Annotated in this window: 17 protein-coding genes; 5 read left to right on the top strand and 12 right to left on the bottom strand. The window is 41.1% G+C overall.

The annotated features are described in order from the left end of the window. Positions 1 to 21: 21 nt before the first annotated feature. Positions 22 to 1113, bottom strand: coding sequence for a histidinol-phosphate transaminase (gene hisC, locus AC4CVD_RS03130; protein ID WP_178927791.1), 1092 nt, complete (start codon positions 1111 to 1113; stop codon positions 22 to 24). Between the two features lie 174 nt (positions 1114 to 1287). Next, the gene (gene hisD, locus AC4CVD_RS03125) at positions 1288 to 2589 is read right to left on the bottom strand and encodes a histidinol dehydrogenase (protein WP_178927802.1); all 1302 of its coding nucleotides are present in this window, start codon (positions 2587 to 2589) and stop codon (positions 1288 to 1290) included. Between the two features lie 176 nt (positions 2590 to 2765). On the opposite strand from hisD, the gene AC4CVD_RS03120 reads away from it, so the two are divergent. The 4 genes from AC4CVD_RS03120 to tnpC all read left to right on the top strand — a co-directional run bounded on the left by AC4CVD_RS03120 (position 2766) and on the right by tnpC (position 5603). Next, entirely contained in the window at positions 2766 to 3116 is a 351-nt protein-coding gene (locus AC4CVD_RS03120) for a nuclear transport factor 2 family protein (RefSeq protein WP_490752003.1), read from the top strand. Positions 3117 to 3187: 71 nt separating this feature from the next. Continuing rightward, positions 3188 to 3571: an IS66-like element accessory protein TnpA gene (gene tnpA, locus AC4CVD_RS03115; RefSeq protein ID WP_043974824.1), complete on the top strand. Its 384-nt coding sequence runs from the start codon at positions 3188 to 3190 to the stop codon at positions 3569 to 3571. Next, a complete protein-coding gene (tnpB, locus tag AC4CVD_RS03110) occupies positions 3568 to 3903 on the top strand; it encodes an IS66 family insertion sequence element accessory protein TnpB (protein WP_473827493.1) in 336 nt (111 codons plus the stop codon). The genes tnpA and tnpB overlap by 4 nt, the downstream gene beginning before the upstream one ends. Positions 3904 to 3977: 74 nt before the next feature. Further along, positions 3978 to 5603, top strand: a complete 1626-nt coding sequence (gene tnpC / locus AC4CVD_RS03105; protein ID WP_201949790.1) for an IS66 family transposase — start codon at positions 3978 to 3980, stop codon at positions 5601 to 5603. Between the two features lie 122 nt (positions 5604 to 5725). Here tnpC and hisG read toward each other — a convergent pair whose 3' ends face one another. The 5 genes from hisG to AC4CVD_RS03080 form a co-directional block, all read right to left on the bottom strand. After that, positions 5726 to 6427, bottom strand: a complete 702-nt coding sequence (hisG, locus tag AC4CVD_RS03100; RefSeq protein ID WP_004984172.1) for an ATP phosphoribosyltransferase — start codon at positions 6425 to 6427, stop codon at positions 5726 to 5728. Further along, positions 6424 to 7683, bottom strand: coding sequence for a UDP-N-acetylglucosamine 1-carboxyvinyltransferase (murA, locus tag AC4CVD_RS03095; RefSeq protein WP_004695018.1), 1260 nt, complete (start codon positions 7681 to 7683; stop codon positions 6424 to 6426). The genes hisG and murA overlap by 4 nt, the downstream gene beginning before the upstream one ends. Before the next feature lie 6 nt (positions 7684 to 7689). Continuing rightward, positions 7690 to 7941 (bottom strand): BolA family iron metabolism protein IbaG, encoded by a 252-nt coding sequence (gene ibaG / locus AC4CVD_RS03090; protein ID WP_004695019.1) that lies wholly within the window; start codon positions 7939 to 7941, stop codon positions 7690 to 7692. Positions 7942 to 8077: 136 nt separating this feature from the next. Then, the gene (gene hpf / locus AC4CVD_RS03085; RefSeq protein WP_004695021.1) at positions 8078 to 8410 is read right to left on the bottom strand and encodes a ribosome hibernation-promoting factor, HPF/YfiA family; all 333 of its coding nucleotides are present in this window, start codon (positions 8408 to 8410) and stop codon (positions 8078 to 8080) included. Between the two features lie 171 nt (positions 8411 to 8581). Continuing rightward, a complete protein-coding gene (locus AC4CVD_RS03080) occupies positions 8582 to 10036 on the bottom strand; it encodes an RNA polymerase factor sigma-54 (RefSeq protein WP_005400217.1) in 1455 nt (484 codons plus the stop codon). Between the two features lie 325 nt (positions 10037 to 10361). Here AC4CVD_RS03080 and AC4CVD_RS03075 point away from each other — a divergent pair, with 325 nt between their 5' ends. Beyond that, on the top strand, positions 10362 to 10916 hold the full coding sequence (locus tag AC4CVD_RS03075; RefSeq protein WP_178927794.1) for a DJ-1/PfpI family protein: 555 nt from the start codon (positions 10362 to 10364) through the stop codon (positions 10914 to 10916). A gap of 55 nt (positions 10917 to 10971) precedes the next feature. Here AC4CVD_RS03075 and AC4CVD_RS03070 read toward each other — a convergent pair whose 3' ends face one another. The 5 genes from AC4CVD_RS03070 to AC4CVD_RS03050 all read right to left on the bottom strand — a co-directional run bounded on the left by AC4CVD_RS03070 (position 10972) and on the right by AC4CVD_RS03050 (position 13249). Further along, entirely contained in the window at positions 10972 to 11283 is a 312-nt protein-coding gene (locus AC4CVD_RS03070; RefSeq protein ID WP_178927795.1) for an ankyrin repeat domain-containing protein, read from the bottom strand. Positions 11284 to 11344: 61 nt separating this feature from the next. Further along, complete coding sequence (locus AC4CVD_RS03065) at positions 11345 to 11536, bottom strand: hypothetical protein (RefSeq protein ID WP_490752000.1); 192 nt, start codon at positions 11534 to 11536, stop codon at positions 11345 to 11347. Between the two features lie 8 nt (positions 11537 to 11544). Beyond that, complete coding sequence (locus AC4CVD_RS03060; RefSeq protein WP_201702131.1) at positions 11545 to 12570, bottom strand: IS30-like element ISAba125 family transposase; 1026 nt, start codon at positions 12568 to 12570, stop codon at positions 11545 to 11547. 44 nt (positions 12571 to 12614) lie between these two features. Beyond that, positions 12615 to 12827 carry a hypothetical protein gene (locus AC4CVD_RS03055; protein ID WP_490751998.1) on the bottom strand — a complete coding sequence of 71 codons (213 nt, stop codon included), beginning with the start codon at positions 12825 to 12827 and terminating at the stop codon, positions 12615 to 12617. A 215-nt stretch (positions 12828 to 13042) separates the two neighbouring features. After that, on the bottom strand, positions 13043 to 13249 hold the full coding sequence (locus tag AC4CVD_RS03050) for a hypothetical protein (RefSeq protein WP_178927797.1): 207 nt from the start codon (positions 13247 to 13249) through the stop codon (positions 13043 to 13045). Positions 13250 to 13309: the final 60 nt, after the last annotated feature.

Genomic DNA, 13309 nt, shown 5'->3' with positions numbered 1-13309 from the left:
AAGATCACAACTGTTGAAAGTTTATTTTAAAATATCATTTTTCAATGTATCGACTAAGCGTTGATTTTGTTCATCAGTTCCAACCGTGATACGTAAAAACTGGTTAATACGCGGTTTATTGAAATAACGCACAATAATGCCTTGTTCACGTAATTCAGCCGCTAATTCACCCGCATCTTTGCTAGGCAATGATGCAAAGATAAAGTTGGCACTTGATGGTAAAACGTTAAAGCCCAGTGCGGTCAATTGTTCAACCAAATGTTCACGGCTTTGAATCACTTTTTGATTTTGTGCTTCGAAATAAGCTTGATCTTCAAATGATGCAACCGCAGCGGCTATCGCAAAACGGTCCATCGGATAAGAGTTAAAACTATTCTTCACCGCTTCAAGTGCCGCAATCAAATGCGGTTGAGCAATCGCAAAACCAACCCGTAAACCCGCCAGTGAGCGAGACTTAGACGTGGTTTGGCACACCACCAAGTTCTCATATTTTTCCACCAAACTGACTGCCGATTCAGCACCAAAGTCTACATAAGCCTCATCTATCACCACCACTGAATTTGGATTGGCCTGAAGCACTTCCTCAATTGCTGCCAAACCAATATCTATACTGGTTGGCGCATTTGGATTGGTGATAATAATGCCGCCATTGGCTTGTTTATAGTGATCCACCACAATTTCAAAGTCATCATTGAGTGGCAAAATTTTGGTTTTGACCCCAAAGAATTGGCTATAAACAGGATAGAAGCTATAGGTAATATCGGGGTAAAGTACAGGCAGCTCTTGCACAAAAAATGCTTTAAAAATATGTGCTAAGACTTCATCTGAACCATTGCCGACAAAAATATGTTCAACTGCAACATTTTGTTGTTTCGCAATCGCCTGCTTTAACGCAGAAGCATCTGGATCTGGATATAAACGCAGTACATCTGCTGAGTTTACCAAGACTGCTTGAACAGCCTCCACCACCTTTGGTGAGGGTGGATATGGATTTTCATTAGTATTGAGCTTCAATAAATTTTGAATTTTCGGTTGTTCGCCTGGCACATACGGTTCTAATTCACGTACTTCAGGACTCCAAAAACGCATTTGTTCTGTAGTAATGTTAGACATTGTCTATCTCATTTATGTACTCAACTTACTTTTATGTAAGCCCTCTCCTGCTAGGAGAGGGTTTGGGAGAGCTTTATGATGTCCCAAACTGAATTAAATATTTTCCCCTCTCCTAACCTCTCCCATAGGGAGAGGAACATTCATTACTGAACAAATGAGGGATCTAAATTTATATTATTGATAACGATAACGTGCCGAACGCGCATGCGCATCTAAGTTTTCTTGCTGCGCTAGAATATCCGCGGTTTTTGCCAAAGTTTTCACACCTTGCTCTGAGCACATAATCAAACTTGAACGCTTTTGAAAATCATATACACCGAGTGGCGATGAAAAGCGTGCGGTCCCAGAAGTTGGCAAAACGTGGTTTGGCCCTGCGCAATAATCACCGATTGCCTCTGGGGTATAACGCCCCATGAAGATTGCGCCTGCATGGCGAATCTCTTCGGCCATTTCCTGTGCTTCATCCAAGCAAAGCTCTAAATGCTCTGGTGCAACCTGATTAATCAGCTCAACTGCTTCAGCGCGGTCTTTCACAAGCACTAATGCGCCACGATTGGCAATCGATGTACGCGCAATCTCCGCCTTAGGTAAAGCTTGTAAATGCGCTTCAATAGCGAGTTCTACTTCATTTAACAACTGCTCATCTGGTGTAATAAACACTGCTTGTGCCACAGTATCGTGTTCAGCTTGGGACAATAAATCCATTGCCAGCCATTCTGCGTTATTCACGCCTTCGGCATAAACTAAGATTTCAGACGGCCCTGCAATCATGTCGATACCGACTTGACCGAATACTGCACGTTTCGCAGCCGCGACAAAACGGTTGCCCGGCCCTGTAATCTTATCTACCGCTGGAATCGTTTCTGTACCATAGGCTAAAGCCGCAACCGCTTGTGCCCCACCAATGGTAAAGACACGGCTGACACCAGCCAAATAAGCGGCTGCTAATACCAAAGGATTCAACTCACCATTCGGTGCAGGCACGACCATAATAATTTCAGGTACACCCGCCACATGCGCAGGTACAGCATTCATCAGTACAGAAGACGGATAAGATGCCAAACCACCAGGTACATAAATACCAACGCGATCTAAAGGCGTTACTTTTTGCCCAAGTGTGTTCCCCAAGGCATCCACATAGATCCAGCCTTCTTGTTTTTGCGCTTGGTGAAACTCACGAATGCGGTTTGCAGCAAGCTCTAACGCCTCGCGGACTTCGGTACTCAAACCCTCAAAAGCGGTTTTTAATTGTTCTTGAGTCAGTTCTAAATCGGAGAATTGATGCGCGGGATGTCGATCGAACTGTTGAGTGAGTTTAAGAACATGAGCATTACCATGCTGACGAACTTCAGCGATGATTTGATCTACGGTTTTTAAAAGTTCTGGGTCACTCACGGTTTCAAAAGCCAACAAATCAGCAAAGACTTGTTTAAAGTTCTGATCTTGAGTCGATAAACGTCGCATCAATTTATCCACAATGAAAATAAAGGGAAGCTTTAGTTTACCTTGTTTCCTGTATTTTGTGGGCAACAATCCTCCAGCTAAACACGGAGTGTAATGAAAAATTACTTTTAACTTCATCGGGAAATGAATCTGATTCAATATTTTTAAACTAGAATCATTAAACATGACTAAAAAACAGGCAAAACGAGATGATCCTCACGGACATAGCCACCTACTTTTCAACGGGGCAATTTAGTCGAATCCAACAGCATTTTTCGGAAGCCATTACATGGGAAATTGTGGGTGAACAACGGCTTTCAGGTTTTGATCAAGTACTTAAGCATTGCCAGTCTATCGAGCATTATTTTACGACGGTCGCGCATGAGTTCCATATTCAAGCAATTCATCAAACGGGTCATCATGTGATTGTTCAAGGTGAAGCGCAATTTCATAACACCCAGCAGACATCGCGAATTTCTGCTTGTGATGTCTATACTTTTAACAATTTGAATCAACTGGCTCAAATTCAATCCTATTGTATTTCAGTAAGCGTCCGCTGAACACACCTTATGAATTCGTCCTATAAGCCTTAATTTAGTCCTCACTTAAAAACAAGTGGGAACTTAAATTTATGACTACAAATAACCAGACATCCATCGCATCTCTTACGATAAAACGAAGAACATATAGTGCTGAATTTAAACAGCAGATCGTTCAGGCGTGTAAAGCATCGGAGGTTTCAATTGCTTCGGTCGCTTTGCAACATGGATTGAATACAAATCTTGTATCCAAATGGATTCGCTTAATTGATGCTAAGCCAGGGAATGATCGCTCACTACTACCGAATAAACCTGCATTTATTGCCTTATCTTGCTCCGCACCATTAGATCCTATCCCTACTGGCATGTTAACGGTTCAAATTACTTTACCCCACTCAAAAGCAGAAATTGGCTTGAAATGGCAAGTATCAGAAATATCTGCTTTAGCAGAATTACTCAAGGCACTTACAACATGATCCGTATCGATGAAATCTGGTTGTCTACCCAGCCCATGGACATGCGTGCAGGTATGGATACGGCCATGGCTCAGGTGGTGAGAGCCTTTGGCTACATCAAACCGCATTGTGCTTACCTGTTCTGTAATAAACGTGGCCATCGCATGAAAGTGCTGGTACATGATGGACTGGGGATCTGGCTGTGTGCTCGGCGGTTGGAACAGGGAAAATTTCACTGGGCTAAAGTTCACCAGGGTGAAAGCGTAGCCCTCAGCCCAGAACAGTTACAGGCACTGATCCAGGGTTTGCCTTGGCAGCGCATTGGACGACAGCAATTGGTCACAATGCTCTAAACTAGCTTGGTCCAAGTTGCTATTCTCCAAACGTTCTATTTCATTCTTCTCATGACCTCAGGCATACTGCGGTCATGAATACACTGCCTGATTTAAGCCAACTGACCCATGAACAACTGCTGGAATTTACTAGACAGTTGGCAATGCAACATCAGTCTCTGGCACAATCAAACCAGCAATTAGATGCCAAAGTTCAGCATCTTGAAGTATCCAATCTGCAATTAGATGCCAAAGTTCAGCATCTTTCCATTCTCAATCAAAAATACGAGCATGAACTTGCGCTGTTTAAAAAGCACAAATTCGACAGTAAAAACGAACATCTCACCGCAAAACAAATCCATCTCTGGGATGAAGCGGTCGAAGAAGATATTGCCGCTGTTGATCTGGAACTGGAACGGCTGAATGCAGATAAAACTGATGCAGCGACACACAAAGCCACAGTCAACAAACCTAAACGTCGACTGCTGCCCGATCATCTACACACCATCCGTATCGAGCATGAACCAACATCAACCCAATGTGCTTGTGGCTGCACCTTGCGTCGTATCGGCGAAGATATCAGTGAAAAACTACATTTCAGACCGGCACAGTTCTATAAGGAACAGCATGTGCGTGGCAAATGGGTCTGTGATCAGTGTGACACACTGACTCAGCAAGCGATGCCCGCCTATGTGATTGATAAAGGCATTGCCAGTCCTGAACTGCTTAGCCATGTGTTGGTCTCGAAATACGCAGATCATTTACCGCTGTACCGTCAACGTCTGATCTATCAGCGGGCGGGAATCGAGCTTTCTAGATCAACTTTATCTGACTGGATAGGTCGCTGCGGTGTAGAACTGGAACCTCTGGCCAATGCTTTAAAAGAGGTGGTGCTGCAACAGCGGGTGATCCATGCCGATGAAACGCCGGTCACCATCATGCGGATGAGTGATGATGAGAAAAAACCGAAGAAAGGTTATGTCTGGGCCTATGCAACAACCCAATATAATCCAATTCAAGCCGTGATTTATGACTTTCAGGATAGTCGTTCAGGCCAGCATGCTGAAGTGTTCCTGAAAGACTGGCAGGGCCATCTAGTCTGTGATGATTACAGTGGTTATAAAGCACGCTTTAAATCAGGCCAAGTCATTGAGGTGGGCTGCATGGCGCATGCTCGTCGTAAATTCCATGAACTGCATGTGACCAAGAAAAGTCAGGTCGCTGAACAGGCCTTAGTGCTGATTCAGAAACTGTATGCCATAGAAGCAGAACTCAGGAGAAAGACCGATGGTACAGCAGAACAGCGCCGCGAATACCGACAACAGCATAGTCAACCGGTGATGCAACAACTGTATGAATGGCTCAACCAGCATCAACTGACGGTGCCATCGAGTTCTCCAACCGCCAAGGCCATCAATTACACTCTGAAGCGTTGGCCAGCTTTAAGCCGCTATCTGGATGATGGCAATCTACCGATTTGCAATAATTGGGTGGAAAACCAGGTGCGGCCTTGGGCGTTGGGACGTAAGAACTGGTTATTTGCAGGTTCGCTGCGTAGTGGTCAGCGAGCGGCAAACATCATGACTTTAATCCAGTCAGCAAAGCTGAATGGGCTGGATCCGTATGCCTATTTAAGTGATGTGCTGAAAAGATTGCCGACCCATAAAGTGACCCAAATAGAAGAATTGCTACCACACCGCTGGAAATCCAACTCAAATTAAAAAATAGACATGGGGTTCAGCGGACGCTTACGTATTTCAATCCAATAAAAATATTAAAAAATGAGCAGGTACAAAAAAACCGCCATCATCGATAGCGGTTTCTTTAAACAAAAAAGATCAACTTATTTGTTTTTTAACGCTTCACGTTCAGCGACTGCTGTTTCTAACTGTGCAAGAATTGGGTTTAACAGTGCTTGCTTACGTTTGAAACTTGCCTTGTTCACGATCAGACGTGAAGACACTTTACAAATTTCTTCCAAAGGTTCTAAACCATTGGCACGTAAAGTATTCCCAGTATCGACCACGTCAACAATATAATCGCCCAAACCCACCAACGGTGCAAGTTCCATTGAACCGTACAACTTAATCACATCGACTTGCTCACCTAAGCTTGCATAGTACTGACGGGTTAAGTTTACGTATTTAGTGGCAATTTTTAAACGCCCTTTTGGACGCTCCATGCCAACTTTGCCTGCAGTCATCAGTTTACATACTGCGATTTTTAGATCGAGCGGTTCATAAACGTTTTGCGCGCCATGTTCCATAAGCACGTCTTTACCCGCAACACCAATATCCGCCGCACCATTCTCCACATAGGTGGGTACGTCAGAAGCACGTAAAATTAAAATACGGACTTGTTTATGGGTGGTTGGGAAAATTAACTTACGTGACTTATCAGGATCTTCCAGTAAGTTAATTCCAGCCGTTTCAAGTAAAGGCAGGGTTTCTTTTAAAATACGACCTTTACTCAATGCCAATGTTAAACCATGATCAAAATTGCCCATTACATCAAAATTTGGATCATCGTTTCTCATATCGCTCATGAACTTACTCGCTTAATTTGGGCGCCTATACCTTGTAATTTCGCTTCGACATCTTCATAACCGCGGTCAATATGATAGATACGATCAATCAGCGTCTCACCATCAGCAGCAAGTGCAGCTAACACTAGAGAGAAAGAAGCACGTAAATCTGTTGCCATCACGGGTGCTGCAGAAAGTTTCTCTACACCCGTCACAACAGCATCATTACCTTCGACCTGAATATTGGCACCCATACGTGACAATTCAGGTACGTGCATAAAACGGTTTTCAAAAATCGTTTCAGAAATAGTAGCAAAACCACGACCAATGGCATTAACCGCCATAATCTGTGCTTGCATATCAGTTGGAAAGTCTGGATGTGGAAGCGTTTGGAAACTCACTGCTTTCGGGCGTTTACCCATCATATCAAGCTCGATCCAATCATCACCACGGGTCACTTCCGCGCCCATTTCTTCAAACTTTTCTAAGACCGATTCCATCAAAGTTGGATCAGTATGTGTAGTTTTTACACGACCACCGGTAATGGCCGCAGCAGCCAAATACGAACCCGTTTCAATACGGTCAGCAACCACAGCATATTCACAGCCATGTAGTTTTTCAACACCTGTGACCACTAAGGTATCTGTGTCTAATCCTTCAATTTTTGCACCCATCGCGATCAACATTTTCGCAAGGTCCGTAATTTCAGGTTCACGTGCCGCATTACGAATCGTAGTCACGCCTTCTGCCAATGCCGCAGCCATTAAGATATTTTCGGTACCACCCACGGTCACCATATCAAAAACGACTTCGCCACCTTTTAGGCGACCATCGACTTTAGCGTGTACATAACCCGCTTCAACTTCAATCTCTGCACCTAAAGCTTCTAAAGCTTTTAAATGTTGATCGACTGGGCGCGAGCCAATCGCACATCCACCCGGCAAAGACACTTTTGCACTACCATAGCGCGCCACCAATGGGCCCAGCACTAAAATAGATGCACGCATGGTTTTCACCAACTCATACGGTGCAAACTGATTGTCTAGTGTTGATGTATCCGCAGTAACCGTGTCGCCTTCGTAGGTCATGGTAATGCCTAGACCACCAATCAACTGCACCAAGGTATTTACATCTTTTAAATGCGGCACGTTGGTGAGCTTGGTTGGGGTTTCAGGCAAAATCATTGCTGCAAGCAACGGCAAGGCAGCATTTTTAGCACCCGAAATACGAACTTCGCCTTCGAGCTTAGTGCCACCTTGAATTAAAAATTTATCCATCTAATTTTAAGCTCCGAATAAGCTTGCTTTACGCCATTCTTCTTTAGTCATTGCACGAATAGTCACCGCATGCACTTCGCCACTTGCGATATAAGAATTTAATGGTGCATAAACAGCTTGCTGACGTGCAACAGGACGTTTGCCTTCGAATTGGTCGTCGACAATACGTAAGTCAAACTTTCCGCCTTGCCCACTAACTGCAACTTCAGCTTCAGGAAAAGCAGCTTTTAAAATTTCAGTGAGCTGTTCACTATTCATCACAAAGACCTCTTATAGGACCAACGGTGTAAAAACCTGCCATTTTACTATAAATCTGAAAAATAAATCATAAACCCGCACACTTTATATATAAAAAAAGAGGTTTTAAAAAACCTCTTTTTGCATAAAAATCAAACTAAATGGCGATCGGTTGGTAAACTTGCTGCATTTTACGGTGCTTATCGAGCTGTCTTTTTAGTTTTTCTGATAATTTTTTAATCGACGTATACATATCATCTGCTGAAGCCTGAGCAAAAAATTCAATGCCCGGTAAACGGATAATTGCTTCTGCAATATGATTGCTACTGCCTTTTTTAGTGTGCTTATCGACCTGATGATCCTTGGTTAATTTCACCTGCATACTGTTCACCTGATCAATATGCTTGGTCATTTCTGCAAATTTGCAGCGAATGGTATCTTCAATAGCTGGGGTAATGCTCAAATGATGTCCACGAATTGTTATTTGCATATATCTATCCCTCACCTTCATTAGGATTAATGAGGAAAAGCCAAGACGATTTAATGACTGCAAAACAACCAGCGCGCATAGAAACATCAAATCATTTTCGCCATTCCTTAAAGAAAAAAGAGGTTCATTATGTTGTCATAATGAACCTCTAGAATAGTCAGATTTTAAATTTTAGATCAAGACTTTTCGTTCAGAAGATGACGGAATATGTAACGATTCGCGATACTTTGCCACTGTCCGACGCGCTACATCAATCCCATCGTCCTTTAACAGATTGGCAATTGCGTTATCAGACAACGGTTTACGTGCATTCTCTTCAGCAATCAATTTTTTAATCTTGGCACGAATTGCAGTTGAAGATGCTTCACCGCCTGAAGTTGTGCCCACATGGCTTGAAAAGAAATATTTCAACTCGAACAAGCCGCGCGGCGTCAGCATATATTTGTTCGTGGTCACCCGAGAGACGGTCGACTCATGCAATTCAACTTCTTCTGCAATATCTCGAAGTACCAAAGGCTTCATCCCTTCAGCACCAATTTCTAAAAATGCACGCTGATGTTCAATGATACACGTCGCCACTTTCAGTAAAGTTTTATGGCGTTCATCGACACTTTTAATAAAGTTCTTCGCATCCAACATTTGATTACGTAAGTATTGATTATCTTCACTTTGATCTGCGCGCTTAATCATATTGGCATAAAACGAGTTCACACGAAGTTTTGGCATCACATCAGGATTTAAAGCCACTTGCCATTGTTCGTTTTTCTTCATTACCACGACATCAGGAATTTGATAATCCGAGTCTTTATCTTCAAACTCAAGTCCTGGATGTGCTTTTAGCGTTTTCAATAAATCAACCGCGCACTTGAGCTGCTCTTGATTTAAACCCGTTTGTTTAATCAGTTTCGCTAGTTCATTGCTGATCAATAGTTCATAGTTTTTCAGCAGATTCATGGCATCATTTCGACATGCGGTCTGCATCGGCAAGGCTTCCAACTGTACCATTAAGCACTCTGCAAGATTCCGCGCCCCAACGCCAAGTGGGTCTAAACGCTGAATATGCTTGAGCACCACAACCACTTCGTCATCTTCGACTTCGTCGTCATAGTCCATGCTGGTTAAAAGATGTTGAACTGAAGTCGTTATTTCTGAAATATCACTGTCTAAAAAACCTTTATCGTCCAACGAGTCAATAATGCAATAAGCAATCAACATATCTACTTGCGAAAAATGCAACAGATTGATTTGCTCAAGCATATGCTCTTTTAAGCCCAAATGACCTTGGCGATTATCTTCTCGCTCTTCAAATTCTGCCGCGCCCAAACTGGTTGGTTGATGCGTATAGACATCATCCCAGTCGGTATCGACGGGTAAATCATCGGGTAAATGGTCGGCGTTGAGTTCGTTGGTCAAATCTTTCTTATCCTGTTCTTGCTCTTGCACACTGGATAAGCTTTCGATAGATGACTGTTCTTCTACTTTTTCTAAGAGTGGATTGCTGTCGAGTTGAATCTGAATTTCTTGTTCAAGTTCAAGGCTCGACAATTGAAGCAATCGAATAGCTTGTTGTAATTGGGGGGTTAACGACAAAGAGTTCGAAACTTTCAATCCAACCGATAACTTCATAAAACTCTACTCATCAATACAACTATTTTTAAAGCACGCTTTATAAGCAATTTTTGTGCCGTTTTATTTTTTATAGCATAGAAAATTCAAAAAACCTACATTTTTTGAGCAGATTGTTTTTCATTTCCTACCTAGTTTTAGATTTTATGGATGTATTAATGCATATCAATTATTGAAAAGGCTCATTAAAACCCTCACACAGTCTAAAGTTACACGAAACACTGCATCGGCTACTTTCACTTACTTACAAGAGTCCGTTAAATCAAAACATCTGAATCATGCTGCTTTGTTAGGCTAAAGCATAGACATTTTTTAGGGGGTTTATATGACTCAAAAAGTATTGTTTATAACCTCAAATGTAGGCGTAGAGTATGATGAGCTAATTCAGCCTCTCCATTTTCTACAGTCCAAAGGCATAGAATGCATTCATGCCGCGATTGAAGCTCACGATGTTCGAACTGTCAAAATGGACTCAGAATCGGCAGCAAGCTATCCTCCAGACGTCGATTTGGATCATGTTCATTATGACGACTACGATTTGCTAATTATCCCCGGCGGTGCAGTTAATGCTGATCTCTTACGCCACCATCCTAAAGCGCTCGAAATTATCCAAAGTTTTAGCAACCAAGCCAAACCGATAGCTGTGATTTGTCATGCGGCTTGGGTTTTGATTAATGCTGAACGGATTAAAACTAAGCATCTGACTTCGCATCAAAGTATACGACTCGATCTGGAAAATGCAGGTGCTATATGGGTCGATGAAGCCGTTCACAAATGTAAAGTAGGTGGTTGGACACTCATCAGTTCACGTAGTTCAGAGGATATTCCCGCTTTTAATCAAGCAATATTAAAAGAACTCGAATCCAATTCGTCCATTTAAGATGCAAAAAAAAAGAGCCTGATATTGAGCAGGCTCTTTTATTCATTTTTAAAAGTTACAGACTTTTTAAGTATTCAATAATTTCTACTTGTTCTGCCATTTCAGCCAGTTGAAGCGCAGTATATTCACCTTTGTAGTGGATATTCGCACCTTTTTCAACCAGTAGTTTCACCACATCTAGATAGCCATTTTCAGCCGCCGCTTGGAGTGCACTATAGCCTTCATCATCTGTCGAGTTCACATCTACACCATTGGCGAGACTTTTTTCTACTTCAGCGAGTTCACCTAAAGATGCCCAATACACCAGTTCAGGTAAATGCAGTTCATCATCGTTTTCAGGAATTGGGGAGAATGAGGTAAGTTTCATATATTTTATTCCAAAGCTTTGGATTTATTAAATGCATAAAGTACTCTGTGGTCAACAAATATTAAAGCTCTCCATTTTTTTCAATATTATTTTTCACAATATTAAATGCATCTTTAAAGTTCTTATCATACTTACCATGATGCCGATAACCATATCTTTGGTTATAAATATCAGTAAAATCATCATGCCAATGTTCAAATTTACCCTTACGTGCCATTAACGCAACTTTCGGATGAATTTCCCCTTTATACAACGGCGAATTCAAACATGAGGTGCGACAGTTTCAAAAGCCTTATGATAATCAACAAGCTGAGCAAATTTCTCTAATGGTGTAAGCCAATCTAACGCTTTTCTAGGACGAGTATTCAGTGACATGGCAACTTGATTTAAATAATGCTGATCTGCCTGATTTAAATCAATCCCTTTAGGTAAATATTGCCTAATTAAACCATTCATATTTTCGCATGTGCCTTTTTGCCAGGGTGAATGTGGGTCACAGAAATATACATCTATGCCTAAATCTTCTTCGAGTATTTTATGTTCTGACATCTCACGTCCACGGTCATAGGTCAACGTTTTACGCAGTTCTGCAGGTAAATATTTCAGAGCTTCAGTTAAAGCCTTGCGCACGGATTCTGCCTTTGCATCAGGTAATGTTGCCAAGATACAGAGCCGTGTATTTCGTTCAATAAGTGTTGCTATCGAACTTTTATTGTCTTTACCTTTAATTAAATCGGCTTCCCAATGACCCGGTATTTTTCTTTCTTGAACTTCGGCTGGGCGCTCATGAATAGTTTTAATATCCTGTAATATAGAATCTTTTTTAGGTTCACCGTTAGCTTTTCGCTTTTTATTTTCATGACGCAGACAGGATAATAAGTCTTTTTTCAACTCACCCTTTGGTAATGCTCGTATAGTTGAGTAAATCGTTGTATGGCTTACATTCATTGTTTGATCCAAATCAGGAAATGTCTTTAAACGCTTTGCTATTTGCTGAGGAGACCATAAACAACGGATCGCTTCAACAATAAATTTCCAAAGGATTGAATCGATTTTGAGTTTTCTATGACCACGTCTACGTCTAGCGAAGGTGTGATCAGAAGCATATCGGGCTTGATAAACGTCATTGATGCTATTTCTTTTAAGTTCACGATAGATCGTACTAGGATGTCTTTTAATAAGTTCAGCAAATTTTCTGGGTGAAAAGCCTTCTTTTCTTGATTCAAGCATTAATGCAGTACGATCTTCAAAGTTAAGATGATGGTATGACAATTTTATATACTCCATAAACCCTTTAAATTAATTAGGTGGTTTATGTCGCACTTCAAGTTTTACTCTGCCAACTTTTTAAAGTTTTGATTTGAAACAATCACACCTTTAGTTATATATTTACGTACTAAAATTAACTCCATCACTAATTTCCTAAATGCTACCAGCTCACAACTTCCACCAAATCCAACCTGTTCACTAAAATGGATATAGCTATTCAGAACAATAAAATGATGCTCTCTAACTTCTAATAGAATACAAGTTTCACCACGCAAACTTTGGGATCTTACAAAATAAATAATAAATGGTTTTATTTGATCAATGCGTTCTAAGCAATCGTAAATACTTATATAAATTTGTTGATCGCACTTAAACGGATGTCCTTTTCCTTCTGTTAACCACTCATAATTAATTGCAAATGTTTGGGAAAAAATTTCTAAAAATTCTAACTCTGGTTCTTCAATATTTATAAAGTACTTCTCTAAATCACCTACTTTTTTAATTCTAAAATTTTACTAAACTGAGCTACAGTAAATTTTTCATCTCGTCCTTCATTCATTAATGACAAAACTAAATTTAAGCGATCAGCGATTTTATCCACATCAGTCCTGTTCATCTTAAACTTGAGTTTTTTCTTTAAAAGGTCACTCAGAAAATTTGTTAAAAGTCCCAACCCAATCGTTTCAAAAAAACTCATTTTTTAAATTTCTTTTAATTTATTAAGATTAAAAGAATATAACAAAAAGCCCCCACAATT

The sequence above is a fragment of the Acinetobacter sp. LipI_23 genome (genome assembly GCF_058243045.1).
Note: the sequence above shows the minus strand (reverse complement) of the source record. Positions and strands in the feature narration are given on the sequence as shown.

Coding starts and splice junctions, on each gene's coding strand:
- AC4CVD_RS03050 (WP_178927797.1), bottom strand. CDS start 13,249: ATGAGTTTTTTTGAAACGATTGGGTTGGGACTTTTAACAAATTTTCTG.
- AC4CVD_RS03060 (WP_201702131.1), bottom strand. CDS start 12,570: ATGGAGTATATAAAATTGTCATACCATCATCTTAACTTTGAAGATCGT.
- AC4CVD_RS03120 (WP_490752003.1), top strand. CDS start 2,766: ATGATCCTCACGGACATAGCCACCTACTTTTCAACGGGGCAATTTAGT.
- hpf (WP_004695021.1), bottom strand. CDS start 8,410: ATGCAAATAACAATTCGTGGACATCATTTGAGCATTACCCCAGCTATT.
- hisG (WP_004984172.1), bottom strand. CDS start 6,427: ATGAGCGATATGAGAAACGATGATCCAAATTTTGATGTAATGGGCAAT.
- tnpC (WP_201949790.1), top strand. CDS start 3,978: ATGAATACACTGCCTGATTTAAGCCAACTGACCCATGAACAACTGCTG.
- ibaG (WP_004695019.1), bottom strand. CDS start 7,941: ATGAATAGTGAACAGCTCACTGAAATTTTAAAAGCTGCTTTTCCTGAA.
- tnpA (WP_043974824.1), top strand. CDS start 3,188: ATGACTACAAATAACCAGACATCCATCGCATCTCTTACGATAAAACGA.
- hisC (WP_178927791.1), bottom strand. CDS start 1,113: ATGTCTAACATTACTACAGAACAAATGCGTTTTTGGAGTCCTGAAGTA.
- AC4CVD_RS03080 (WP_005400217.1), bottom strand. CDS start 10,036: ATGAAGTTATCGGTTGGATTGAAAGTTTCGAACTCTTTGTCGTTAACC.
- AC4CVD_RS03070 (WP_178927795.1), bottom strand. CDS start 11,283: ATGAAACTTACCTCATTCTCCCCAATTCCTGAAAACGATGATGAACTG.
- tnpB (WP_473827493.1), top strand. CDS start 3,568: ATGATCCGTATCGATGAAATCTGGTTGTCTACCCAGCCCATGGACATG.
- murA (WP_004695018.1), bottom strand. CDS start 7,683: ATGGATAAATTTTTAATTCAAGGTGGCACTAAGCTCGAAGGCGAAGTT.
- AC4CVD_RS03075 (WP_178927794.1), top strand. CDS start 10,362: ATGACTCAAAAAGTATTGTTTATAACCTCAAATGTAGGCGTAGAGTAT.